At 58.0% G+C, this 26,245-nt stretch carries 10 protein-coding genes; all 10 read right to left on the bottom strand.

The window, feature by feature from the left end; translation table 11 throughout:
* Nucleotides 1-142: 142 nt before the first annotated feature.
* Entirely contained in the window at nt 143-1,309 is a 1,167-nt protein-coding gene (locus GJ654_RS12535) for a hypothetical protein (RefSeq protein WP_155446487.1), read from the bottom strand.
* Nucleotides 1,310-1,371: 62 nt separating this feature from the next.
* Nucleotides 1,372-2,928 carry a sodium:solute symporter family transporter gene (locus GJ654_RS12530; RefSeq protein ID WP_155446486.1) on the bottom strand — a complete coding sequence of 519 codons (1,557 nt, stop codon included), beginning with the start codon at nt 2,926-2,928 and terminating at the stop codon, nt 1,372-1,374.
* Nucleotides 2,929-3,047: 119 nt separating this feature from the next.
* A complete protein-coding gene (locus GJ654_RS12525; RefSeq protein ID WP_155446485.1) occupies nt 3,048-6,230 on the bottom strand; it encodes an SUMF1/EgtB/PvdO family nonheme iron enzyme in 3,183 nt (1,060 codons plus the stop codon).
* Nucleotide 6,231: 1 nt separating this feature from the next.
* Entirely contained in the window at nt 6,232-7,932 is a 1,701-nt protein-coding gene (locus GJ654_RS12520) for a toll/interleukin-1 receptor domain-containing protein (protein ID WP_155446484.1), read from the bottom strand.
* 903 nt (nt 7,933-8,835) lie between these two features.
* Nucleotides 8,836-12,423: an AAA family ATPase gene (locus GJ654_RS12515; protein WP_196305540.1), complete on the bottom strand. Its 3,588-nt coding sequence runs from the start codon at nt 12,421-12,423 to the stop codon at nt 8,836-8,838.
* 235 nt (nt 12,424-12,658) lie between these two features.
* Complete coding sequence (locus GJ654_RS12510; RefSeq protein ID WP_210350830.1) at nt 12,659-15,274, bottom strand: DEAD/DEAH box helicase; 2,616 nt, start codon at nt 15,272-15,274, stop codon at nt 12,659-12,661.
* A 5-nt stretch (nt 15,275-15,279) separates the two neighbouring features.
* A complete protein-coding gene (locus GJ654_RS12505; RefSeq protein ID WP_155446481.1) occupies nt 15,280-22,752 on the bottom strand; it encodes a sacsin N-terminal ATP-binding-like domain-containing protein in 7,473 nt (2,490 codons plus the stop codon).
* Between the two features lie 167 nt (nt 22,753-22,919).
* Nucleotides 22,920-25,004, bottom strand: a complete 2,085-nt coding sequence (locus tag GJ654_RS12500) for a 3'-5' exonuclease (protein WP_155446480.1) — start codon at nt 25,002-25,004, stop codon at nt 22,920-22,922.
* Nucleotides 25,001-25,756, bottom strand: a complete 756-nt coding sequence (locus tag GJ654_RS12495; protein WP_155446479.1) for a hypothetical protein — start codon at nt 25,754-25,756, stop codon at nt 25,001-25,003. The genes GJ654_RS12500 and GJ654_RS12495 overlap by 4 nt, the downstream gene beginning before the upstream one ends.
* 116 nt (nt 25,757-25,872) lie before the next feature.
* The gene (locus GJ654_RS12490) at nt 25,873-26,244 is read right to left on the bottom strand and encodes a hypothetical protein (protein ID WP_155446478.1); all 372 of its coding nucleotides are present in this window, start codon (nt 26,242-26,244) and stop codon (nt 25,873-25,875) included.
* Between the last annotated feature and the right edge of the window lies 1 nt (nt 26,245).

The raw sequence follows: 26,245 nt of genomic DNA, 5'->3' as shown, positions 1-26,245 counted from the left end.
CTCGCAACGGATTCAGACCCTTGCCAGTTTCGCCGATAACCGCGGCGGGCGCCATGTGCGGTCGTCGTACCGGTAACGATGGACCGGGATTTGGCTTTAGCGATGGGCAAAGCACGGGTACAGCGTCGGCGACGCAGTAACATCACATAATAAAACGGGCGTTCTTGTATGAAATCAGAAAGCGCCGCATTTCTTGATAAGAAAGGCGCTCCATCTCGCGCAGCAATTCCACTTTTTCGGCTAACTGCGCCTTTGCGAAACGCTGCTTTATCGACTTGACGGACGCAACATACCATTCATAGCGCTCTGTCTCGGCCCTAAGCTGAAGGCCTTCATTGAGAACACGCAAAGACACTACCGCTGCTGTCAAAACTCCGCCCAGTCCCACGATCAATAAAAACCAAGATGACTTCGAGTCTGCGCCGAACGCCAGCGAAAGGCCGGTCGCAGCGGTGAGCAAAACGATGACAGACGTCAGAATGTCTGATGTGCGCAGAAACCACCCCGCTCTTGTTTTCGGCGAGAAAATTCCGCCGTTCAGTTTGTCGCCCACATATCGGATTTGGACATCAAAGCGGAGGGCCTCAAGTCCGCTGAACAGTTCTGTCAAATCATCGCTTTCCGACGGTGCCGCTGGCGCGGCCGCCCACGATTTGTTTAACCACACGTTGTCCTCGGCGAGATCCTGTTCGAGGCGATTCAATACCGTAGCGATGTCTTTTTGCTCCGCGTATTGAAAACTCTTGAATTCCCCTTCGCGGAGCTCACGCCATTTGCCTAATTCTGTTCCATTCTTGATCGCCGTCACAACCGCTGAGAGATTGTTAATCACCGCTTGGAAGTGAAATTGGCGAATCCGCTCTGCCCAATAGCGGTTAATGAGCCAACGTTGTTTCTGGTCTCCGCTCATGACTTGAGCAACGCCCATCAATGTGCTGCAAACCGCAAGCCCTGCGGAAAGGACGCCAAGGATGATTTGACCGTATTGAGCGATTTCGCCTGATGGCGGCACCAAGCTTACAAGAAATGGATTCAGCGCAGAGAGCGCAAGGCTGAGGCCACCCAAATATACGGCGCGAACCCCAGCCCGCCGGCTCTGTTTGCGCGCGGCAACCGCTGGATCATTGTGCCGAACGAACAGATCACGCATTTCCGGCCAGTCAAATATGGGAGCCAAGCGTGGGTGCTGCCGCGCGAAGTCATCACGATCGGCCGGGTTGAGCAAGAGATCGTCGTTAGGCCAGACGCTCATCGGATTGTGGAGTATAGGAGTTATATATTGCGAATCGTTCGGCAATTGAGCGGACATTAATTTTTCCTTTTCTCAACGCGTAAGCTGGCCGGATATCATAGAATTCCGTAAAACGCCCGCTAGACAGTGTTATAGTCTTTCGTGGCGTTCAGCTTCGGGTGCGTCCAAGGCACTTTTCTTGAAAATATGAAACATGACAACAGATTAACACCGACTATAGCCAGAGCTCCAAATACAACGATCACATCGTCCTGAACGTAGTTTCCATATATAAATGCAATCATAGCAATCAAAGATGCAATAATGCCAATTATAACGCCCTTCGCAGATAACCGGTCCCAATAAATACTGAGCACTGTAGGCACGACGAATATCGAGGCTATCCCATTAAAGATCCACCACAAACGATCGAGAGGGAACACATCTCTTACAAAAAAGGCAACCATCAGGCCCGCGAATGCAAGGACCACCATCGAAAAACGTGCCGCTCGAACCACAGTTGGATCCTGCTGAGCAGCAATAGCCTTTTCGCGTTCGGAAAGCGCTTCTCCCAATCGAGTTTTGTTAAGAACGATCGTTTCGTCGCTCGACCGTGTACGCAAATCGACGGCGTAAAGAGAGGCGATTGCAGCAAATCCTGAATCCAACGCGCTCGACAGGCCGCAAAGAAGCATAAATACAAATAAGGTGCACACCCAGAGTGGCAGAAGCTTCAAAACAGTGGCCACGCCGATCATCGGCAACCCAGTCCCGGCCGGCATCGAAATACCCTGCTGCGGGTCAGCGGCGATAAAACCCAGCACGGAGACGACGATTGGCACGATACCGAACAGTAGCCCACCCAGCACGAATGAGGGCACCAAGTTTTCTCGCTTAATGGCGAATACTCGCTGCCAAAATTGTTGATCCGCGATAGATCCCGCAATAAGTCCTATTGAGGTGACGATGCCGAACGAGAATGCAATCTTTGGATCGAATATATTGACGTTGCCGGCAATACCTCCCAATCCGCGCATGACCGAATCCGGACCTGCCGCAAACCATGCCCAAGGCACGACGATGCCAATAATACCTAGGATAAATATTAAATGTACGAAGTCAGTGACAATTGACGCACGCAATCCCGCTATTAAGGAGTACGACAATACGATAGCCAAGACAAACACCATCCCCGCAACCAGCGGTATCGCCGTGAAGAAATTCAAGATCATTCCGCCTACGAATATCTGTACTGTCACGGCCATGACTTGATACCAGATATACGGGATAAGATACAATTTGTGCGCCAGTGACGCATATGCTTCACCTTCATCCGAGAAACGGTAACGAATCCAATCTGGGACTGAAAAGCCGCCAGGAACTCTGGATCGGATGGCGGGCCCAATAAAAGCAAAGATTACAACGGCTAATACATTCGGTGCGGTGAACCAAAAAATCCCGGGGAGCCCTAATTCGTAAGCTTTCTGTACAGATACGAAAAGCGCCGGCGCCCAAATCCAGGACGCCGCAATACTAAACGCCGCCATCACGGTTCCCACGCTCCGGCCGGCGTAAAGAAACCCCTCTTGTGTGGATGTCCAAACTGATTTTCTGGAGCTAATAAGTGTCACCGCGATCATAAAGACCGCGAAAACAATCATGACAAGGTAGCCCTGCGCCTGACTTAACGCTGCCATTTTCGTCCCCAGTTCAAAGCTTTGAATTTCAAGCGATAAAAGTGACGGCTCTGCCTCAACCGTACGGAACGGTAACTTTCTACCACGCTAGTTGAAGCACGTGAAGGGCTCAGCGCCCTTCAAGCACGTGCGCGCCGTGTCCTTCCGTAAAGGCGCAACTCATCGCGCCGTCGTTTCAATGAGCTAATTTCCTTTGCGCTCAAGCTTCGAGCAACCCGAAACCCGACGTCAGGGTTTGTGTTTTCGGGGAATAGCGCCATCGCATAGTCGAATCTGAAGCTGCGCTCGCCGAGGGCTGCGCTTGCTCCCAAGATCATATGCTCCGGCTTCGCTGTCCCATCAAAATGCAATTGGTCGTCGCACCACTCCTTCACATTGCCAACAAGACCAAGCACCCCCAATGTCGGGAAATCTCCCTCTCCCACGGGCGTTGTGGTTTGCTTCTGCTCCACGAGCAGCCGCTTCATATTTTCCCGTTGAACAATGGCGTCCTTCAGAACAAGGCGAAGCTCGTCTGGTACATTCTGATCGAGATCTCCGTACTTGTTGAGCACGTCTGGTAAAATATAATAGGGGTAAAGCTCCCAAGGAAACTCGACTTCGGGCCGACCGGCTTGCGCGGCCCATTTCCATTCGCTCGCCGTCGGGAGCCGGTAACCACAACAAACTTGCTCTATATAATTTCGTCCTGTGGAACAACCGAGGCTTTTCGAATACTCCAGAGTTCTATGGTCGCGCGCGGAAAGCCAATCGCAGTACGCAGCCGCAGCAAACCAACTCACGTAGGTCACGGGGTGTTGGGACGCCTCCGTAGGAGGTTTGTACTCGCAGCACAACGCATTGCAGTCAGTTTCAGGTGCATGCTTCCAATGGTACAAGTGGTATTCGTTCGTAAATTGTGACTTTGAGGAGACATCGTCTACGGTTGCGCGGCCACCTCCCGCGATCGTAATATTTTCAGGACGCCAAGCAACGCCGCCAGAAGAGTTGAGAAACTCGAGGAATTGATCGTTTGTCACTTCGGTGGTGGTCATCAAGAATGGGATTACCTCGTCGCAATCCTCACGATTTAGGAAAGATTGGGACGAAGGCGAGAAGCGTCCACACTTCGCCTCATTAAATTGCTGCTCCGGCGCATCCACCAACACCATCCTGAGCCCGAGCCCGACGTTCTCAATCTGCGCCACCTCCTCGGTCCAAGGATCGAGGCCTTCTCGCTGAGCTTGAGTGATGACTCGCATCGCTTCAAGATTATGCCATAGATAGCGGAGCGGAGCCGTAAAAACGCTGAAACCTTCCAGGCGAGCAGAACGAACAGTATTTTGGCGGGCAATTCGTTCGATTTTTTTGAGGATTTTAGTCCCGTGGAGGGAAACAAGCTTTTCCCTCAGGATCAGCCCGCCAACGGGTCCAATCGGAAAACGGCCGAGCGGCGTCAGCCATTCTTTGTCATCCACTGTTCCACTGTGACGGTTAATCGTTTCGAGATCACCCAATCTCCGCGCCATCCAAGCCGCAGCGAAATAGGCCCCTGCGATCGAAGTCACACATACCGGCGATCGTATAGCAGACTCTCTGAAAAGCCGATCGGCACCTGGACACAAAGCAGCGTTACCGTCTAAACTCGGGGACGATGCTAGGAACTTCAAATTCGCGCTTTTCTCAGGGGAGAAGCCAAACTTAAGTAAACCCTCTGTTTCTTGGCACAACCGGACACCCAATTTGCAGTCTTGGTTGACCAACTCGAGAACAGTCTGCGCGCGCATATCGGCTTGAAGCGACTCCGGCGTCGCTATCCCAAGCCGAATCGTTAAGCTTTGAGCCAGACGTGATGGTGCGAATATATCGGTTCGATCGTCCGCTAGAATCGCTGCCAGTTCCTCAAGCACGCGTGTGCGCGTCTCGCGGTCTATGGAAAATCGCTTTCCCTCGAAAATAAATGCCGACCGCGTGCGGCCTGTACCCAGATTGAAGTCGATGGTTACACCGTAAATTAACCGCTCTAGAAGCGAGGTCACACTCATCCGCCGGCCTCCGGAACTTTCCGCAATGTCTTCAAGAGCCGAAAGAGCCGCAGGGCGCGTCGCTAAGGTGGCGATGATCTCAAAGATGAGTTCTATGTTAGTGTTATCCGTGCGTACTATTTCTGAAACTAGCTCTCTTAAGTTGGAAGCGCCAATCTGCTCGCTGTTGTTGACGGTCGCAACGTAGTCTTCAACGGTCGAGGCGGAAAATGGCATTAACTCGATAATATCAAATCTGTCCTTGAGACTCATTCCACCCCAAGTCGGAAGCGACAACATTCGATGGAGTGAATCGAAGTATGCCGATCGACAGGTGATTAGAAATTTACTTCCAGCAGACAACGACGATATGAGTTGCCAAATTTGTTGAAAGGTGTGCTCTGAGCCCGGATCGTCAATGAGTTCATCAAGACCATCAAGACATGTAACAATGAAACCTGCATTCATAAGGGCGGACACACCTTTCGCGTCCCATAACACCTTCAGTCCTGGAGGAGTCCCTATACCGTATTGCCGCAAGCACAAATCTGGAAAACTTGGACGGAATTCGTATGTCCGATCATTAGATCGACGGAGTTCCTGCAATGGATAGTAAAGAGCGATTGCATTTCTGAGCGGATCAGCCGTATGGCTCGTTGTTTGTTGCACGCAGAAATTGATAATCTCCCACGTTTTTCCGCTTCCCCGCTCGCCAAGCAATATAATCGGCTTTGATAAACTACGAAGATTCGCCCATCGGTGGAGATGATCCGTCAGATTAATAGGCGCTCCGATGGGTCGAGAATCGACGGTTCCCGGAGCGTTGCTCACAACGGTCGCTTGCCTCGGTTGGTATCTTCTTCGAAATTCAATCAAATTGAATTCAGCGCGCGGTTGTTGGAGTATCCGATTTGTCAAATCGTGTGAAGGAGATACCAAGAGCCGCAATAAGTCGCGCGCGCCGTAAATGACCGACACAGCCTCGGCCGCGCTAGGAGGTAATTGAACGCTCATGTGTTTTTCGCTAAGCGCGAAACAGATGCCATCGTACCCTGGGGGGCCTATTTTATAGAGCGTGTGTATTGCATCCACCAACTCGGGGGGGCTATGCTCGTGCGGCCAAATAAATAACAATTCCCGATGTACCCGCACAGGCGTAGTCCAAACGCACCTAAATAGCCTTACGCCTTTTGGTAAATTAATATCTGAAATAAGCGCGACCGGTTCGATCGAATTGGTGCCTGCGCGAAGGCCATAATCTTGCAATAGATCAGCTAATTCTTCTAACGTGATAGGCATGTCATTCTCCGGCCGCTGGCTGTTTCATCGCGCGGACGACAGACTTTGCAGCAATACTTTTCTTATTGATATAAACAGTCGGATAGAACCGTAGCGGCGGCAGAGTGTTCTCGCTATCGGGTGGACTAAGTGTCAGTAGACCACAGTTGATCAAGCGCTCAAGTGACCCATTCCAGCTTCTGCTCCTAGTATCAGCGTATCCATCGAACTCTTGATAATCTACAGGTTTAGCACTTAAGGAAAGGAATTCCCGATACGCTAAGATCGGATCGGCTTCCCCGTCCGTTTTAATGCTCGTCATGTTGCGAAGATCAGTTGACAGCATCTTGATTGCTTCTTGGATGTTATTCCTCGTTGCAATGGGCCCTGGCGCTCGCTGCATGTAATCGAGCAACTGTACAACGAATTCACTCGCGCCTCCCGTAAACTCAAACACGTCATTCAGCGCGGCCTCGTCACACTTTTGTTGAGTTAGCTGTCCGAATAAAGAGTCAATATCATTTCGAGTCAAAGGTGGGGGAACGATTGTTGCATTAAGTGCGATATATACAATTCTCGAAACGTCACGCAGACCGGAGGTCTTAATCAAGTAAGATATCGACCCTTGTTTCATATTGAGTGCTACGATATCAGCAAACGCGCTGGCGATAGATTCTGGCACTGACGTCGCGAAGTGATCTTGCTGGCCAGGGGCACAGACGTAGTCGCTAGCGAAACGCGATCCTAATTGCGTCATTGGCAATAGCAATATGTGGTGCGGACGCGTCTTTTTCTGGATATCGCTAATCTTACGTTCGATGTACGCGAACATGAATAGAGCAAAGTCCTTAGCGTGGCTTAACTCGGTCGCGAGCCGAATTTTCGAGGCAACCTTCAATTCGCTGTAGAAATATGACGCGGCGAATTCCATGAGCGTTGAAGGTTTGAGGCTTTGATTTGTTGCCGATTCGATTGCTCTTAGCGAAGACCATGCAATCGCGGCCAAAACAGAGTTTAACACATGTTGGCCTGAGACGGTTCCAAGACATGCTTGGTTATCTTGTATGTATTTATATATGTAATCTAAGACATCGTCTTTAAAATCAACCCGACTCGGTATTATAAGTGACTGAGCTTTTTGATCGAGCTGTTCATTAAAAATAGCTTCCTCAAATGTGTCGACAAGTGCATTTTCTCCAAACAAAAAGCAAACTCTCCTCTTTGCGATTAGTTCGCGCGCCTGTGCTATTTCGCTGCTCTTAGCAAGCAAGTACCATTTGCGAAATAATTTTAGTGAATTAAAATTAATTGACGTCCGTGATTTCGAAAATAATGAACCGATTATGTCGTACAAAGGAGCTATACATGGATCATTGTCTTCACCATTCCAGTTCGACAAATTAGTTGCAACAAGAGTGTTAAACGGAGGCTCGATTTTCAGATCTTTCGGATTAACACTGCATACGGGTAGGAGCGCAACGTGATTATCGAGCGCGTATTGCGCCTCAGACTGCACCCAGTTTGAGTTAACGCTTGTTGGTGTCCACAATACGATAACTGCCGTAGCTGCCCGTATTTTGCCTGCGATTTCAGGAGATATGCGAATACCGATCTCATTGTTCAGATATGTCCAAACTGGAATTTGTCGAGTCTCGAGCACTCGCTGTAAATCAGCCATGAGTGTTCTGTCTTCTTCTGAAAAACAAATTACGATATAACCCATAGCTGCCTCAAGGTAAATTCGCTCATTTTACGCCAGCCAAGTAGAGCTGTGAGTTTTGAAAACCACCCTTGCATAAGGAAGTCGCGCTTTCCGGTTGCCAACTTAACGTTAGCGTACGATACGGCTGATGGCTAGCAGCTGATGAATCGCTCGATCCGTCGTCATGTTTCCCTTCGACGGAATGCGCGGAACGGACGAACGATCGGGCGAGCTTTTCAGGTGCGGTCATGGCGAGATCGGGTATTTGAAAGCGCGGGCGCGGGAATTGACAGTGGCAGCTTCGGAATCCGCACAAGCTTAACGGAATGAAATTAACTACTAAGCCGACATTCTCAAGCCAGCGCCGTACGACGCCTAAAATGGGATGGACCGGCTGCTTCCCGCCCCACGGGATAGTCTGCGCAGACCGCACCCGTCAAAAGGCGAAGCACGCCATGGAAAGCAAGACGGAGCAGGCGGTCCCCGATTTGATGGCGATCGGCATAGATATTGGCAAAGAGTCTTTCACCTCGTCGGCTTTGGGTGCAACGGCGAGGTGGCCTTCCGGAAGAAGATCAAGCGGCTCAGCCTTGCAAACGTGTTTGGAAAGATTCGGCCCAGCATCGTCGGGATGGAGGCGTGCCTCAGCGCGCATTTTGGCAGCCGGACGCTGCGAGCTAAGAATTGCGAGTTGCGGGAGGGACCGTCGTCATTGCTAAACCCGCGCTCAATTTCCCCGGATATTCGCAATCCTTTCCGGGCTTCGGCCTTAAGCGCGATAAAGGGCCGCGTTCCTCCCATCCATTTTCCGGACGAGCAAGGCCTGATTTCGACGTCCGCAGTTGATTTCTGCGACAACAAGCGAACGCCGATGTGCATCACGGCTTCCGTCAAGTTGTTGCCGAACGTGCGTGGGCTTCTCATTCAAAGTCCCATCGCAGCAATAATTTGCGCCTTGATAGCAGCCGCGTCGAAGCCGCCGACTTCCGTGGTCGTCAGCAGCCCGATCTCCGCCTCGCCCTCGGCGACGGGCGCCACGCCTGCGTCCCGATACCACTTCTCCTTCCTTTTCCAGCGCGAGACATAGTCGGGGCGGTCCATCATCCCGAGATGTTCGATCAACAGTCGCCTGCCGGTCTCGGCGTCGTCGACCGTGAAGTCGGGATACCTTACGGAGCCGTCCGGGGCGGTGAAAGGCTGTTCATAGCTGTAGGGAACTCCGAGACCGTCCAGCATGTCCGCGATGATGACCTCGGACTTCGACCGCACCAGTTCGCCGCGCACGGTTCGGTGGACGAGGCCGCTTTCATAGAACGAGCCGCCATATGCAACCAGTTCAGGCGCGCGGAACAGATTGGACAGCCGCCTTGCCGTCTCCGAGTGGTCCGCGCCTGAAAGCTTCATCAGGTCGCGCATATCGCCCTGATGGAACAGGACGACCTCGCGCTGCTGGCGGGTCAGCGCCGTGTAAAGCAACTCGCGCGACAGCAGGCGGCACGGGTTCGGCACGATCACGAAGGTCGTTCCGAATTCGCTGCCCTGCGCCTTGTGGATCGTCAGCGCATAGGCCAATTCGAGCCGCTCGTCTCCGTCTTCGCTGAAATCCGAACCACCGAACCCGAATTTCACCCCGAGCTGGGTGGAGAACTCGACCTCCAGCTTCGATGGCAGACCTCTCAGCTTCCAGTTCTTGCCCTTGTACTGGCCGACGACCAGGCCGATTTCGCCGTTCGCGAGGTAGGCCTTTTCGATCTTTGGGTAGACGTCATATCGCCGCCCGTTGGAGAGGTTGATGACCTTGTCGCCATAGAGGATTGCCTGGTTGCCAAACGGTTTGGCGATCTTGCGAAACCAATGCGGCTCCGCCTCCGCCCACTTCAGAACAGAGACGCGAAACAATCGCTTGATCCAGCGGTTCAACCCGTCGACGCCGATTTCTCCCGCGCGGATAGGCGAAAGTATCTGCCATGCCTCGACGCCCGCACCGCCTCCTTGGCGCCGTCCATCAGCGTCTTCACGGGACGCGTTGAAATAGGCGCGTCCGTTCCATTCCCCGCCGCCGAGACTGACCTCGAACGCCGTCTCGTCGCTCATCGCGGGATCGACGTTCGCACGGATATGGGTCGTCAGTTCATGGAGCAGCTTGGCTTGCAGGTCGGCGCCTCCGTCCCAGCTGACGGTTCGAATGCCGCACGCAGCGCCCTTCGCCAGGCGCTCCCACACTTCGTCCGCGCCGGCGTCCGGCGCCTCTCCGCTGAACCAGCGCGAAAGGAGGACGTCGTCGCGGACGGCATCCGGTTGGTCCGGATTACCGGACTGGCGGCGAACGATCGTGAGTTCAGCCAGGCCGCGCGGAGGCTTGCCCTCCTGCTCCCGAAGCAGTTGGATCACGTCCACGAACGGACGGCCCGCACCGATGGGGGGAAGCTGACGAGGATCGCCTACGAGGATGAGCCGCTGGACGCTTGCCTGGTCGATCGCGTCGAGCGTGGCCGCGAGCTGGTCCTCGGTCAGCATGGAGGCTTCGTCGATGACGACCGTTGCGAAGCCGTTCTCCCGGCCAGGCGCGTTCGTCACCAGATAGGAGCCGGTCTGCGGATCGTATCGATTAAACCCCAGCAGAAACTGCGCCAGCGTGTACGCCTTAACGTCGCCGGCCTTCTTCTGCATCTGGACTCGCGCCTTACCCGTCGGAGCCAACAGGAGCACGCCTCCCTTCCGCACAGGGTCAAGCGACAAAAGCGCGAGCAGGAGCGTGGTCTTGCCCGTTCCTGCTGGGCCAATCAGCACCGAACAGCGCGATCGGAAAAGTTCTTCCAGAGCGGACGCCTTTTCCTTGCGTGCCGCCTTTTCCGTCGAGTCGCCGTCCTTCGCGGTTCCCCCCAGAGCGTCGTCGATCAGTCCGCGCCAATCGTGTTCCCCGGCATGCCTCGCGCCCCCGAGTCTGCGCTTGAGACGCTGGATAAGTGCGCGCGTTCCGACGAACCGATTCAGCTGCCAGGCTGCCGCGCCGGCCGCGGTTTCGGCCTGCTCAAGCTCCGGTGCAAATCCTTCCTTGAAGGCGGCAATCCAGTCGCCGGTGATCGGACATGGCGGCGTCACGTCGGCTGTGCGGACACGGTCGACCAGCCACTCCTGCGGGAGCAGCGTGTGCCCTTCCTCGGCGGCTGCGACTTCCAGCGACTGGATGATCAGCGCGCGGCCCCGGCGGGGATCGATCGCTTCCGGACACGCGGATGGCGCAGGTATCGGAATGGCGGCAAGCACGTTCGGATCAGGGAACAAGCCCCGGTCGATGGCGGGAAGCGGGATGCTGTCAGGACGCCTGCGATCCATCTCGTAGCACAGGTAGGGGTTGGCGAGAATCGCCGAGTCCTCGACGTTGGTGCCTGCTTTCGCGCGCTTCTCCTTTACCCACCAGCGTTCGGCCTGGTCAGCTGAAATCTCGAAGCGGGCGAGCAGTTTGAGGAGGTCGCGCCTTTCCGGATGCAGGCTCGCCCAGAGCTTTGCCGCGACCGGCCCGACCGAGCCGACGAGATCCGCCGGCAGCTTCTTGGGATCTTTGAGAACCGACTCGACGACGGGCCAAGGATCGCGGATGTCTTTGGAGCCATCCGAATGCAGGAGGTTGCCGACGGCGTGCGCCAGCAACGTGCCGTTCGAGAGGCCGAGGGCGCCAAGCGCCGAGCCGAGTCCGGGGTATGCGCCGCGAAGACGCCAGAGGCGGTTGAGTTCGTTGTCGATCCATTGGCGCGCCGAAGTCCAGTCGCCGGGCAGCAACGTTTCGTATCGACCAACCACGGTGGCCGCTGTCAGCAGCACGGCGATCGCCTGGTCGTGGCTGACGTGTTCCGACCCCATCGAGAACGCCGTGAACGCCTCAGTTGGCGCGTGAAGCACGAAGGGCGCGACATCGAATTCCGGGTGGTTCTGGGCGTACTCAAGCAGCTCTTCGTAGGGCAGCAGGAAGCCATCGCCGATTCCGGGCTTGATCGAATGACTCACGTTGCGCTCCCAGACCATCGAACGCATGGTGTCCTTGGGCGCGTTCTCATAGGAGTACTCGGTAGCGGCACCGACTTTCGTGACCCTGCCGATCCCGACGATGACGCGACGAGGATCTTCGGTCAGCGGGGTCTTCTTGGCGTAGAAGAAGACCAGAGATTCTTGAGGTTCTATCGCGCCGAAAAACGTGTCCAGCATGACCAGTTGATTGCGGCGCTCCTGAACCCAAATGCTCTGGAATCCGAGGTCCGGCTCCAAATCCGTGCTGAATCCGAGCGCCAGGCGGCGCGCGTACTCCGGAACGCCATCGTCGCCCTTCATCATCCAAGCAAAAGGCACAGCCGACGCGGATCGTGGTGCGTGAACGAACGTTGTTCGCCGGAAGTGTTCGTAAAGTTTGTTGTGTTCGTAGGGATGGGGAAACCGGCGTTCGTATGCGAAATCGGCCATGAAGGCGCCGCGCTCGGCGGCGCAGGCAGGCAGACGAGCGCCTTCCGCGTCGAACAACTCGCCACAGACGGACGATTCCCACGCGTCGTCTCGGGTGTCGCCGATGCGCGGCAATGCAAGGCAATGGGTGTTCCCGAGCGGACTCTTACAGACACGCCCCGCCCAACCGGTGTCGTGCCAAGGGACACGGATAGAAATGTGCTGTGTTGGAAGCTTGCGAGAACCATTAATCATCGAAACACCTTTTTGCGTCGCGCTGTACTCAAAATGGAATTGCTGCCGGGCTAAGTATTCAAGACCCCGGAAGCATCGCCATCAACGGCGTGAAACGCGGGCACCGAAATGGCAGCGCCAATTGAGAAGCCGTCGTGAGGAGATTGCCGATCAGTTGCCGAATTGCCGAAACCTCATCTATCGACGGGCTGGAAGCTGCCTCAGTGCAAGGTTGAAGCTCATTAATGCGTGACAGCAACTCCCAATCTCGAAGGCAAGACACACTACATCCTGGCGAACCGTCGACGCCGAAAATCACCCTGTGAACCGTCGCTCCGGTACCCGTAATCTCGTCTTCCGCCAAAGCAATGACAAGCGGCCCCGAAAGGCCTTTGACCCGCGCGAGGAATGCTTGTCGATCATTGCTCTCTGTAAGCGCGCGGTCCATGAGCGGATGCCCCACCCCGAGCAATCTGACCATCGCCTGGTCAGCCGGCAGCGTGCGCTCCAAGACGAGTCCGTCATATCTGCCTTTCAAATCAGGGCTCCCGCGCCAGCTTTCCGGCGTCGCGACCGACAATCCCGTCTCCGACCGCGTGACGCGCCGGTTGGCCAACTGCATCGCGTGGCGAAAAAAGGGTTCGAGCGCAGGCAGGTCAAGCTTCGGGATCTCGGCGCTCGACGATTGAAAGTCGTAACGCGCGACATTGCCGACAAGTGCACGCACTGCTTCAACAGCATCCGTTCCCCCAAACTGAACCGTTTGCGCATTGAACCAATCAGAGAGGCTGTCGGATGGACGCCTCAGCCCTTCGGCGAAAAGCTCGTCGAAGAACCCGCCGCTTCTCATGCCGATCACCAACTGGGATATATCTTCCGCCTCTTCCATAGATGCGGAAAGGGCAGACTGGATGCGGGCTAACTTCTCCTGCAGCAGCGCCCAAATCCTCGCTTCGACGGTCTCCGGGTTTCGCAGAAGGAACACCTGTACGGGCCGCTTTTGGCCGTAACGGTTCAGTCGTCCGACGCGTTGGTGCAGGCGCATGGGGTTCCATGGAAGATCGACATGTACGAGCGTCGCGCAGCGCTCCTGCAGGTCGATACCTTCGCCGCCTGCTTCGGTGGAGATGAGGAACCGCGTCTGGCCGGCGTTAAAGTCTGCCGCGGCCATGTCGCGAGGGCACTGTAACATGCGACTCCTATTCGCGCCGCCGGCGACGACCAGTCTTTCATCGCCGTTGATGAAACCAATGCAGCCAGATCCGAAACGCTTCTCAATGGAAGAGAACACGAGTGCTTGAGTCGCCTTGTATTCGGTGAACAGCAGCACGGGCTCATCGGAAGGAAGACGAGTTTCGATCAGTGCCAGGAGGCGCGTGACCTTGGTTTCCTGTCCGACCTTTCGAGCCAGCTCCAAAATCTCGTCGAGGCGCTCGATCTCGTCCTTCATGAGCAGCAGCGCCACCTGATCCGGGCGGCTTTCTTCAGCCTCCGCAGCCTCGTCCAAGGTCTCAGGCTCGCTTTCTTCGGGAGCCGCGCCTTCCGATAATCGCCGGGCAAGCGTCGCGCGGCGACGTTCCAAGGCAGCTCCGATTGCCGCGATTGAGCTCGCTGCCAGCTTCTGGAGCGCGATCAGAAGCAGCATCCTCGCCGTTTGCTGGCGGCCGGTGAGGCTCAGCGCATATGCTCTGCCGTCGATGATGAAATCGCTCATCGTCCCATAGAATGCGGCCTCCGCGGCCGAATAGCCGTAATCGACGGTCTCGGTGGCGACGGGACGAAATAGCTTGTTGCCTTGGAGATCCGTCACCAAGGCCTTGTTGTTGCGGATCATGGCCTTGTGAAGATCAGGAAGCTGGTCTCCAATTTCGCGCTCCGGGTCGAAAAGGTCCGGTCGCACGAGCTGCATAAGGGACATGAAGCTGTAATCCTTACCGCGGTGCGGTGTGCCCGTGAACAGCACGAGAGATTTGACCTTGCCGGCGTCCTCTAGCGCCTGGAGCAAGGAAAATGCGAGCGTTGTCGTTCTCTCTTGAGCCTGGAAATGGTGGGCTTCGTCAACGATGATCAGATCCCACGGTTCGGCCGTAAGGAGCCTCTCTCTTGCCCCCTTCATGCGAACCGTGTGGAACGAGGCCACCACTTGCTGCGAGGTTTCCCAGAAATTTATGCGACCCCGGTCCAGATCTGCGGCGTATTCCTGCAGTCGGATGTCGAACATGGTCTTGAGTCGCGCCCGCCATTGCCCCACCAGACGCGCCGGCGTCAGGACGAGCAGGCGCCGCACCCGGCCGGATGACAGGAGCGGCTCCACAATCAGCCCGGCTTCTATGGTCTTGCCGAGACCCACGTCGTCGGCCACCAGCCACCGCGTGGGCCACGTGCGCGTGACCTGCCGGCAGACCCAAAGCTGATGGGGCAGAAGCTGCACGCGAGATCGCGAAAATACGCCCCATTGGTCGTTCACTGAGCGAATGGCGAGCGCCTGTGCGCGAGACAGCGAAGCAAGAGCGTCGTCGAACTGTCCATCCGCGAGCGCGTCGTTGATTGAGCGCACGCGCGAAAGTTCGGTGGCCTCCACCTGCTCGATCGCGACGCCGAAGCGAACGACGACGGTGACGCCAAGGTCAGCGATGACGCGACCTTCGCCGTGCTGCGGATGGCGGACGGGCTGATCAGCCGTGAAGGTTGGCACGAGGTTCAATCCTCTTCGTCATCGGTATTGGTATTGGTATCGAATTCGAATGGCATCGGCCCATCCAGAAGAGCCTGCAGTAAGTCCTCGCGGCGCCCTTGCGCAATGATCTGCAACGGCAGATCGAGGTCACCAAGGAAACTGGCGCGATCGCCAATATTGGCTTCAACTTGGGCATAAATGTCTGGGCTGAGGTCCATGTTTGCCTCCGGCCCGAGATCGATGCCGAGATTGTCGGCGAAGAGCGCGCGCACGCGCGCCGTGCTGGCCCAGCCGTAGGGATGCATCGCGGCCGCGTCCTCGCCTGTCCAGATGCCGAGGCGCGCCGCCTCGCGCACCAACCAGTTTGCGCCGAGGCCGAGGCTTTGGGTCAGCGGCGCGCCTTCGAGTCCGCGCCGCTGCCACAGCGGCGAGGCGCTCAGCCGCCACGCATCCGAGAGGGCGATGGGACCTTGCTGTCTTACGATGGCTGGAAGGGTCAATACGGCATCGACATATTCCGGCAGCCAGCGTGCGACGACGTAAAGATCGACAAGCGCGCGCCGCCACTGGGGAAAGTCGATCCGCCAGGCGTCTGCCCGCGCGAAGTCTTCGAGCCGCTGGACCCAGGTCTTCGGGCTGTCGGGCAGCTGTGCGGACGCCATTTCGCCCCACCAGCCGTCGCGGGCGGCGGCCGCAATGAAATTGCGGTGCTGCCTGTCATCGGATCGCCCGATCGTGCGGAAGATGCCCAGAGCAAAAAAGGTGAACCAGCCAACGCGGCCGTCATCGCCCGATTGCTCCGGAAGCCGCCCGGGATGGAAGCCTTCCGGGTATGCATCACGATCTGATTTTGCGCGTTCCTTGGAAGCCGCACCTTCCCACCAGTCATACAGTCGTTCGAAAAAGGTTGTCGGGTCTATTCGCCCGTCTAACGACCTGACTTCTTCCTGATCGGTGTCATGTTCAAAACCGACGGACCACCGTTGCCGCTGTTCCTCTGGGTAAAGCCGTCCGAGCAAAATATGGAGGTCGTCGGGGGCAATGCTCGCCACAAGCGGGCTGGACCGCAGATCGTCGGAGCGCTCCGGCAACCAGTAAAGACGCATCTTTGCCAGGGCAGCGCCCAAGGCCGGCCCTTGCACACCGTTTTGAACGTAGTTCAACAAGGCCCTTTGCTTTTCGGGTTCGCTCATGGACGACGCCCATGCAGCAAATGTCGCAGCTGTCTGCTGAAAGCCGCTGCGTTCCCGTGCAAGCCGATATAGGGCCAGAGCAGGGCCCTCGTATCCAGGGTTGGCCATTGAGCCGTCCGGTGCAAAGGTAAGGATCAGCTTTTCTTCGTCGGATGCATCCGCCGACGCGCGCGGTGGCAATTGCGCTTCTCGCCAAGAGCCGTCCGCTACGTGGAAGCGCCCCTTGCTGATGGCATCCAGCACCGCCTGCTGCTCACCCCATGGCAGCTCGTTCACCCGCTCGCGGTTTAGAACTCGCCCCATTTGTGCGGCCCGCTCCGGTGTGATCCGACTGTCATCGCGCAATTCGCGGGTTACCAGCGTCGCGAGCGTCAAGGCGGATGGCGCCGCGAAACCCAGGGCCGACAATCGCGATGCCGCGTCCAATGAAACTGTGCTTTCTGCCATATCATCTATCGCCAGCCAGTCATGGAGGTCGGCCAAGAGCGCTGGATTATCCAGCGCGCCGATCGCGACGTGCCTGGCGTCTCTTGCGCGCAGGAAGGGCTGGAAAGGTTTTGGTAGGCCGGTCGGCAGAACGGGACAATCTCTAACCAGCCGTCCGAAGCCTCGCTCCGGGCCATGGAGATGCCGCGCGATCGGATCATCGAAATCCATTGCAAACAGTTCCGCCAACCGCCGCCAGAAGGTCGCAGGGCCCATTTCCGATGACGTTTCGGCCAATCCCGCTGATCCAGCAAAGGCAGCCCAGTCGCGCTCGAGCAAGTCGTAAAGCTCGCACAGGCGCGCGCCGAGGGCAGCGCCAATTTGCTCGAAGGTGGCCTGGGGTTCATTTGCGCCCCGCGCCAGCGAACCGCGGCCTGGATCGACGCGGAAGCGGCGACCATTCATCAGCCAGCCCGAAGCGAGGCTTTCCGCGAGCGGCGCGAGAAGCCAAAGCTTTGGCAGATCTGCCTCGGCCAGCGTCGGTCCGTCGGCTGAGAGTGGCACGAAAAGGGTTGTTTCGTCGCCAAGGTCGAGCGCCAGTCCCCGCCTTGGCTCCGCTCCGCCCAGCACCACGACGCTGATGCCCGGTGTCTCAGTCGCCACGAAATCCGCAGTCCAGATCCGCGATTCCGCCCCAGCCAATTCGATCTTGCGAAGGTAACGGCTCATTGCCGGCAACCACCGTGCTGCCTGCAGGAAAGCCGTCACCGCCTTCCGCGCATACTCTTCGCATTCTGGCTCGACCGGAATGTCGATGACCGTCGCCCGTCTGCCAGCTTGAATGAAGTCGAGCGAGACCTGTCGCCCGACATCCCAGACATCTGGCAGCATCCCGCCGCGCACTCGGCAGGCTACAAAGTCGCTTGCAATCCCGACATCCGCCGAAAGCAGATGCACGCTCTTGAAGCCTAAGCCAAACCGCCCCGTTACCCCCTCGCGCTTGTCCGAGAGGTTCATAAGCAGCATGTTGAAAAGATCATGATGCCAGCCCTCGCGCTGGCCCAACTCGGCGTCGCCCCCAGGGTGATTGACTGGACGACCCCAATGCAGGACGCGCAGGCTGCCGCCGGACGCCTCCAACCGGAACCGCGCTTCGCCCGGCGGAGGATGCTGTAAGGCCGCATCGTCGGCGTTCTGGAAAAGTTCAAAGAGAACCCGGTCAGGGTTGTAGCCAAACTGCTCGATTTTGCCGCGAATGGCGTAAAGAAGCTGACTCGCCGACTCCGGTGACTGGACCGCTGTCCAGAGCTTTTGTTTCAGTTCGGGTAGGCGCTTCGTCCGCTCATTTCCAGGCGGGATACTGCCTTCGCTGCGCTTGTATTCATCAAGCGCGCGGCGCAGCGCCGTGCCGCGCGTAGGCTTCAGTTCGTCAAGGATCTGAGGAAAACGATCCTCAAGCCGCGCGCGGGCATCGTCGACCTTGGTCTGTTCGACGCGCGTGCATTCTCCGGCCAGTTCATCCAGGAGTCCGATGCACTTTGGCTGATACCCGAGACATTCCAGGGCCAAGGTCCCGATCATTCGTCGGATTTGTTCGGCTCCGACGGGTTGGGTGGCGTCGGCGACCGTCACCGTCCGCAGCCAATAATCCTGACCATCCAACTCGATGGTTCTGCGGGGCCGATGTCCGTCTCCGACGATAAGCAAAGGCTCAAGAGCTCCGACGGGCAGATGGACGCGTTCGCCCGCGAGCGAGCACGCTTCTACATTGCGCGGTTGAACGAGCTCGAACTTGAACAGCGATTTTTGGCGTATGTTGTAGAGGCTCTGGCCCGGGCGTTGGGGGGTGAATGCGCTCTCGATCTCGTCCTGGACGCGGCGCCAAATTCGATCCGTCACTGCCTCGGGCAACGCGAGCCCCTTGGACACCAGCAATCGAAAGCCTTTTGATTGCTGGATGATGCCGACGAGGAGAGCCAGGAGCTCGGGCGGGACGTCGGACTGCGCGCGCGACAGGACCGCCTTCAGCGAATTCGCACACTCCCGTTCCATCTGCGCAAGCGTTCGCCGCTGAACCGCCCGATCGGATCCGGATCCCATTCCCCTATCCGACGCAACGTCACAAACCCGATCGTCTGATGCGTCGACCGACCAAAACTCCTCCAATTCGCGCGCCAGTCGATGCGAGGAAGCAATCCCGCTCACACGCGCCGCAACCTCCTGCGCAGACCGCCAGTTTCCGTCCGACGTCGGCACCCGCACGCCTGACATCACGCGTTGCAGCGCCGTGGACGGCCACGAGCAGAGTGCGCGAAATGCAAGGATGAAAACGTTGCGCGCGGCCTCGGCACCCGCTTCGGCTAAGCCAGACAGCGCGTCCATATGTTGGACCGCCTGCTTGACGTCACCTGGTGTCACCGATCCGAAGGCGTCGAGAATCTTTGCCGGCGCCAACGCGGGGGACTCCACTCCATTGGCTCCCAAGCGCAGCAAAGCGGACAAGAGCGGCCAGCCGGGCAAACCCAGATCGCTCCCCTGACGCGCGAGAGCTACCAACGCTTCCGCCGGCAAATCCGCGGCGCTCGACATAAAGGCGACGGGTGAGACTTCCTTAACCTGAAGGAGAAGCATCTCGATTGATGCCGATCCTGCGGACAGAAAACCGTACGAACGCAAGGTCTCAAAGACGGCGTTCTCGCGCAGCTTTGGCGCCAGTTCCGAGAGGGCTAGAAAGGGCGGATCATCCCCTTGCGCAAGGAGTTGCCTCGCCGCGCCCAGTATCTCGTCCGTTAGGTCAAAAATATCTTCTGGCGCCCACGCCCTCTCGTGGCGGTCCGGAAGCCAACGCCGTTTGTTCAGGCGATCACGCAGACGGGTGTCCAGTATCTCTTGGCCGCCATCCAAGGCTTGAAATATTTCGGCCCAGTGGCGGTGCGGTTCGGGCTGGTCGAGCGCCGCGTGGATCTGCGCAGCGGGCGACCATATGTCGACCAATTTCTCGGCCCGCTCGACAGCCTTCCGCCCCGATGGCGGCAGCTTCAGGATGGGGACCAAATCAACGAGCGCCGGGGGCACTTTCCAGTTTGCAGTTTCTCGACGAACTGCAGCCGCTTGGTAGCGGTGGCCGTCGGTCGCGACGAAAATCGGCAGAGTGCGCAGATCCTCATCCGGGATGTCCGATATCAGAAGTGCTCGGATTTCCGCATCTTGCAGGTTCATAGACGCCAGCGCCGCGGCATGAGTGGCGAGCAGATGGCCGAGTTCATCGCCGTCCATGTCGCTCACGCCGAGATGGCTCTGAATTGCTGGCTTCAGTTCCTGCGCGACCACGGTAGGGACCAGGAAATCGCTGGCAGATCCCTCGATCAGTCGCAACGCGAGGTCGTCGAGCAGGCCGCCCGTCTGCGGCAAAGTGAAGAGCCGAGCCTGCGCACCCCCCGCACGGCCATCGCCGGCAGCCAGCACCCGAAGGGCAGGTCGGGCGTCGGAACTGTCCGTATAGATACGATCGAGTAGCTTGGCCCGCGCTTCCGCCGGGCCGAATTCTTGCGCGCTACTGATCAGCCGGGCAAAAGCTTCGTTCTTGGCCTCTGCAAAGGCAAAGGGCCCGCCGATATCAGCCAGGAGTTCCGCCGTGGCCCCGGTCACGATCACGACGCCGAGCTTCGGCGTTGCCTTTGCCATCAGTCCCACGATCTCCCGCACGCGCGGATTGTCGCGGAACAGTCGGCCGTCCCGCGAAGCGTGGACAAGGTCGGGCAAGGTCACAAGACGCGACACGCCGCTTCCATCAGCGGCGCGAAGCACGGGTAGCTTCGCGTATGCGGGATCGCGGGCCGCCTCATCAAGACGGTGGCCGAGGAGCTTGGCCAACGCCACAGCGGCCGCGCCGGCGCTATCGGCGGTCCGTTCGTCACTCAGCAAGGATTGCAGTGCCCTGATCAGCGGCGCTGCCTCCGCGGGCGACAGCGACTGGCGGGCTGCAACGTCGGCAAGCCATTCCCTCCGGAGGCATAGGGGGGCACTCGCGGCAGATGCGAGGGCGCCCAAGACAGCGCGCTCGCCAGCTGACGGCGGAAGGGCGATCGCGGCGTCGGTCGGCAGACGCGCCAGAACGGCGCCGATCGACTCCCCCGGAGCGAGTGTCCGCGTCGCCGCGAGCGCACGCCGCAGTGCGGCAAGCAATGGTTTTGCCGCCGCCACTTGCAGAGTGCTATCGCCGCCCACCGCGACATCGATAAACGCGGCCAAAACGGCGGTTCGCCCTCCCTGCAGAAATACTTCCGGCACGAGCCCTGCGAGGAGATCGGCGATCTCAGAAGGCCCCCAGGCCACATCCGCCTTCGTCAGCGCCGCTTCTTGGTCGGCGATTAATGTCAAGCCGTTCCGCTCAGCCCAGCCGCAAAGCTCCGGCATGAGCTCAACAATCCCTACTTGACCGCGCGTGTCGGGCGCGGGCAAGGATCGGATCTGGGACTCTGAGGACAGAAGCTCCCAAATCGCCGCGGCGCTGGGCCTCACCCTGCGCGCGAGCACGTTACATGCCGCAATGGCTTCGCGATGCTCTCTTCCGAAAAGGCTGCGCCGAAGGGCAGTCGTCACCTCGGCAAGTTGTACCGATGTCAGCATCTGCTGTTGCAGGGCATCGTGCAGCACGCCCGGCAGAAGTGGCAGCACCAGATCATCGCGGAGAGTCTCGTTCCACTGTTGGTAGACGATGCGCGTTGTCCCCGCTCCGAGCGCTGGACGATCGGAAGCGAACCCCTCAATATACCTCCGGCCGGAATCGACGAAGAAATAGCCATGCAGCATGATGCGGAGCGGGGACACGTCTACCGCAAGACGCGTGGCTTCGGCGATCGGCAGGAACACGCCCCAGTCGATCGAAACGCCGCGGGTGCCGGCGTCACTGTTTTCCACGACAATAACCGCGCCGTGCTCGGCAGCCTTCTCTGGCTGCATTAACTCGCCTTCGGACGTAAAAACAGGCACTTGCGGCCAATCATCGGCTTGTTTTAGCCGCTTCAGCCGCTCGCCCACATCATAGGCTTCACGCCCCGCATATCGTGTCGAACGGGCCGCATGGTTTTCAATCATACCGACCATCGCCCTGCTACCGTGAAAGAGCGGTTCGCGATCTTCTCTTGGCGGGCCGAGCAGGCGCTGCGAATCCTGGCTACGTCGAAGCGCGAGGCGCAGCGTTGAGCCCTCGAAAGCTTCGATGCGGTTGATGTGGCGCATGCTTGAGAGGATCAGTCGAAGATCAGCCTCACACTGCGTGAGATTGTCGAGCAGTGCGGCGCCGGTTGGGCGGTAGTTCGTGAAGCAAAGCTTCGGTGCGGGTAGAACGGCCTCGCAACGCAGGGGCAGCCAAAGGACAAAACCGCTCGTGATGTCGCCCGTGGTAGTCTCAAGCAGACTAAGATCATCAGAATCAATCTCGTCCCATAATTCCGCCTTGGTGCTCTCGATTACGCCTAGACAAGGATTGACAACTTCTGAAAAACAGACCGCGTGGCCTATGGAATGCGCTATGAAGGCGTCGCACAGATGAAAGACTGCCTTCTGGCCAAAGCCGAATCGGCCGATGGCGGCAACCTCGTCGCCCTTGGCTGTGTCCGCGAACGACAGGATACCTCGCGCGTCCTTCGCTTCAAAACGTCCGTCATTTACCACCACGAAACCAGGCACGCGCAAGAGCGGATTCCTGGCATTAGTCCAGCCAGGATGGGCAACGAAGCGGATGACCTCGGCCTCCGCATCTTCGGCGTTCTGGATAAGCTCCTTGAGGACGGGAAAGCCGGATCTGTAACGATCTCTTAAGTTGGCCTGGATTTGAATATAAATATCTTTTGGTTTCGTGGTTATCGGCGCCATCGACTATCCGATCCCCAGTCGAGCAACGATTCCTTTGCGTCTAGCTCCCAAGCTTAGATTGACGCTCCTACATTTGGTTTCCAGCGCATTTGGCGCGGCAAGTATCCGGTCAGCGCCGGAAGCGTCGTTTGCCAACGGTGCGAGTCTTGATGGACCCATCAGAGGCATCATCTTGCGCCGCCTTCCGGCTGCTTCAGGTCGTCCAGGAATTCCGACATCGGGGCCAATCCCGTAACCAACAGCTGATCACGGGCGCGGGTGCAGGCCACATAGAGCAGATGGCGTTCCGTATTGTACGCCTCCTCAAGGTCACCCTCGTCTGCGATGCTCTCCATGCGCTCCTGAAGGGGAATGACATCGTCGTCGCAGGCCATGACCGCGACAGATCGGAACTCAAGACCTTTGGCGAGATGCATTGTGCTGATGGCGACGGCGCCTTCGGTCGCCTCCACGTGGTCGCTCAATTCCACAAACGGCACACCCGCAGCAATCACGGCCAAGCGGGCGCGCTCGATCTGGCTATCGGAGCGAACGAAGACGCCGATTTCATGCGGGCGCGGACTCTCCGTAATCCGGGCAGTGATCCAATCAGCGACAATTCTCCTCTCCTGAGCTTCGTCCTTTGCGGAAACGACCTCCGGCGGCGGGCCGTCGAACACGGAGACTGTGCCTTCACGCCCTTCCTTGATCCCATCCACGTCCGTGACGGTTTTCGGCAGGAGCCTATCAGCCTGGGTTCGGATTTGGTGCGACGTGCGGTAATTGACTCGCAGCGTGTAGGAGCGGCCACGCACGTCGATGCCCAGCGATTTCCATGAGAACGGCTGCTGAAAAATTCTTTGGCCGAGATCGCCGGCAAAGAGCAGACCCTCTGGCTCTTCAGCCACCATGGCGCGGAGAAAGCGCGCCTCGGCCACGCCGAGATCCTGCGCCTCATCGACGACCGCGAAGCGGTACCGAGCGGCTGACCCCGCTTCGTATTCGTCGGTGAGCCGGCCATAGATGTCGGACCAGGTCATGACCTTGCGCGTCGACATCTCAGCGCGCACGTTTTTGAAAATCTCCCAGAGGACCTCGCGTTGCTTCGCGCTGAGGCGAGTGCGGCGGCCAAGCCGCGCGACATCGCGATAGGATTCCCAGGTCGTCAGATGCCAGGCGTCGACCACGTCGCTCCATTCGCCGAACAGCTGGTTCTCGGAAAACCTCTGGCCTTCGATCTTCTTGGCCGCCTGGGTCAGGAGAGCGTGGATCAAGTCCGATGAGGCAAGCTCCGGTTGGCCGAATTTCTCACAGTAAAGATCGGTGGCGGCCACGCTCAACGCCTTCACGTCTATACGCGCGGCGATAGCGCTCTCGCCATCGACGAGAATCGCCAGCTTGCGGCGGAGGGCGTTCGCCAGGGCCGACGAGAAGGTCGTCAGGAGCACGCGCGCGTCCGGGTGACTCCGCGCCAGATGCACTGCGCGATGCAGCGCGACGATGGTCTTGCCAGTGCCCGCAGAACCCGAAACCCTAACGGGGCCGGCGTAGTTTTTCGCGACAAGCGCGCGCTGATCGGGATGGAGGAAGACCGCCCATTTGTCCCATGGGAATTCGAGCGCGCGCTGCAATTCCTCCAAGCTGGAAACCATCAGGAAACGGCGCTGCGCATCGGGGTGGGCGAAGGGATCGGCTGCGGGTGGCGCAGGTTTGGGCGGCTCGGCCTTCTCGCCCACTGCGAGGCGAAGCAGGATCTCCTGTGCCTCTTGCGGCAGGTGCGGTAGGACGTCGAAAATCGTGTCGTCGTTGGCGCCGCGGACGGCCTCGACCCACTCGGCGGGAACGCCGAAGGCCATCAGCTCCAGCTTGCGCAGATTGTCAAAGAGCCGCTTGCCGCCGCCCTTCGTCGCTGCAGCGGCCTGCGTGGGCGCGAACTCTTCGATCCGCTCGGGAATTTCGACGAGTTGCATTGCGCCCGTGTTCGGGTGCTGCTCGATCTTGCGGCGCGCCGCCCACTTGTAGGCGGCGTCGTGATGATCGACGTAGCAAAGCAGGATGCCTTCTGCCGTTTTGTGGACGATGATGCGAATGTCGGCGCTGACCCGCACCGACCAGAAATTCTTGTCCTGCGCGCGGTCGAGCTTGTGGAAGGACAGGCCCGGCGCTGACGGGTCCATTTGCAGGTCGAAGGCGGTGGTCTTCACCGCCTTCTGTTCCTGGCCGGTCAGGCGCGTGAGGCTGGTGGAAAATGTGTCGGCGATACGGAAATTCATTTCTGGAAACCTTGAGTTGTAGCTTCGCGCGTGAGGCCCCAAACCAACGTTGGACCACCCTTTGGCTTAAGCCAGCCGACGCATCGCCATAGGAAACCGCCGAACGAAAATTGCTTGCCCAGATGATGCAGGAAAGCATCCCGGCCAGAAGTCGTCCGATTGAAGAACTGCTTGAGCACCTCGATCGACGTATTCGAACCGTCAGAAATGATCAGCGCCTGATCGCTCAATAAATAGCTGATTTTCTTGAAAAGATTGCCGCACGGCTCATACACTGTCTTGGAGTTCGACAGGAAAAACACGTTGGAGCCACCTTCTCCGGTGCTGTCGCCCCGGTGCATGAACACCCCTAGTGCGCCTTTATCGAACTCTTTCGTAAGCGTCATCTGCCCGAACCCGCGTCGCCTGACCACGACGATTTGGCGCCCGTCTCCGCGTTCGTATGTGCACCACAATTTGCTTGGCTCCAAAAACCGATAGTGACGCCCATCCGCGGCGACTCGCTGAGAGAGTTCTGCTAGCGGCGCCCCCGTTATTTCGGAGTCGACCAACCGGTAACTTGGATCAGAACCAAAGACGGAGCCGAGCCGAAGTCCACGCTCATAGTGGATGTCGCAAAACCAGAACGTGGAAATATAATCTTGGAAAACAGCAAGCGGCTCAGCCCAGTCCTCATAGGCGGCCGGGTAGTAAAAAAGCTTCCCTCGAACGGCGTCCAACCACTCCGGCTCGATGTAGCGCTCGGGCGTCATAACGCAAACACCTTCATAGCCTCGCCCCGCGACTGCTTAATCACTTTCACCGCAATGCGCCGCACGCCGGTTTCTGGGGTAGGCCACAGATACCGGAACGGAGGCGTTCGGCCCTGTCATACTTCCTTTGCGTAAACAATCGGCGCCAACCCCAGTTTCCCCAGTCTGGATTTGATCGCCGACGGCTGTCGCTCAAGCCTCGTGGCGATGTCGCCTATGCTTGAACCTGCTTGATAGAGGCTCGCCAGTTCGCGATCATGGTCTGGCGTCCAGCGTTCATAGGCTTTGGCATGTTCGGATTTCGCGCCGTCCATGCGGTTGCCGGAAATCTCCGCCTCTGAATCGATGCGCAGCGCCTCCCGGGCAGCCTCAAAGATGTCGCCGTATTTGGCGCCGATGCCGCCATCGACAATCTGGTTGTAGCTACAGCCGTCAGCAACGAGTTGCAGTATTTTCCGGCTTTTCTCGCTCAGGCGACTTCTGACCATC

The sequence above is a fragment of the Rhodoblastus acidophilus genome (assembly GCF_009720655.1).
Taxonomy (GTDB): Bacteria; Pseudomonadota; Alphaproteobacteria; order Rhizobiales; family Beijerinckiaceae; genus Rhodoblastus; species Rhodoblastus acidophilus_A.
This window is presented reverse-complemented; position numbering and strand designations above follow the sequence as displayed.

Bases quoted from the DNA above. Each gene is read 5' to 3' on its own strand.
- GJ654_RS12535 (WP_155446487.1), bottom strand. From the start codon at position 1,309: ATGTCCGCTCAATTGCCGAACGATTCGCAATATATAACTCCTATACTC.
- GJ654_RS12530 (WP_155446486.1), bottom strand. From the start codon at position 2,928: ATGGCAGCGTTAAGTCAGGCGCAGGGCTACCTTGTCATGATTGTTTTC.
- GJ654_RS12525 (WP_155446485.1), bottom strand. From the start codon at position 6,230: ATGCCTATCACGTTAGAAGAATTAGCTGATCTATTGCAAGATTATGGC.
- GJ654_RS12520 (WP_155446484.1), bottom strand. From the start codon at position 7,932: ATGGGTTATATCGTAATTTGTTTTTCAGAAGAAGACAGAACACTCATG.
- GJ654_RS12505 (WP_155446481.1), bottom strand. From the start codon at position 22,752: ATGGCGCCGATAACCACGAAACCAAAAGATATTTATATTCAAATCCAG.
- GJ654_RS12500 (WP_155446480.1), bottom strand. From the start codon at position 25,004: ATGAATTTCCGTATCGCCGACACATTTTCCACCAGCCTCACGCGCCTG.
- GJ654_RS12495 (WP_155446479.1), bottom strand. From the start codon at position 25,756: ATGACGCCCGAGCGCTACATCGAGCCGGAGTGGTTGGACGCCGTTCGA.
- GJ654_RS12490 (WP_155446478.1), bottom strand. From the start codon at position 26,244: ATGGTCAGAAGTCGCCTGAGCGAGAAAAGCCGGAAAATACTGCAACTC.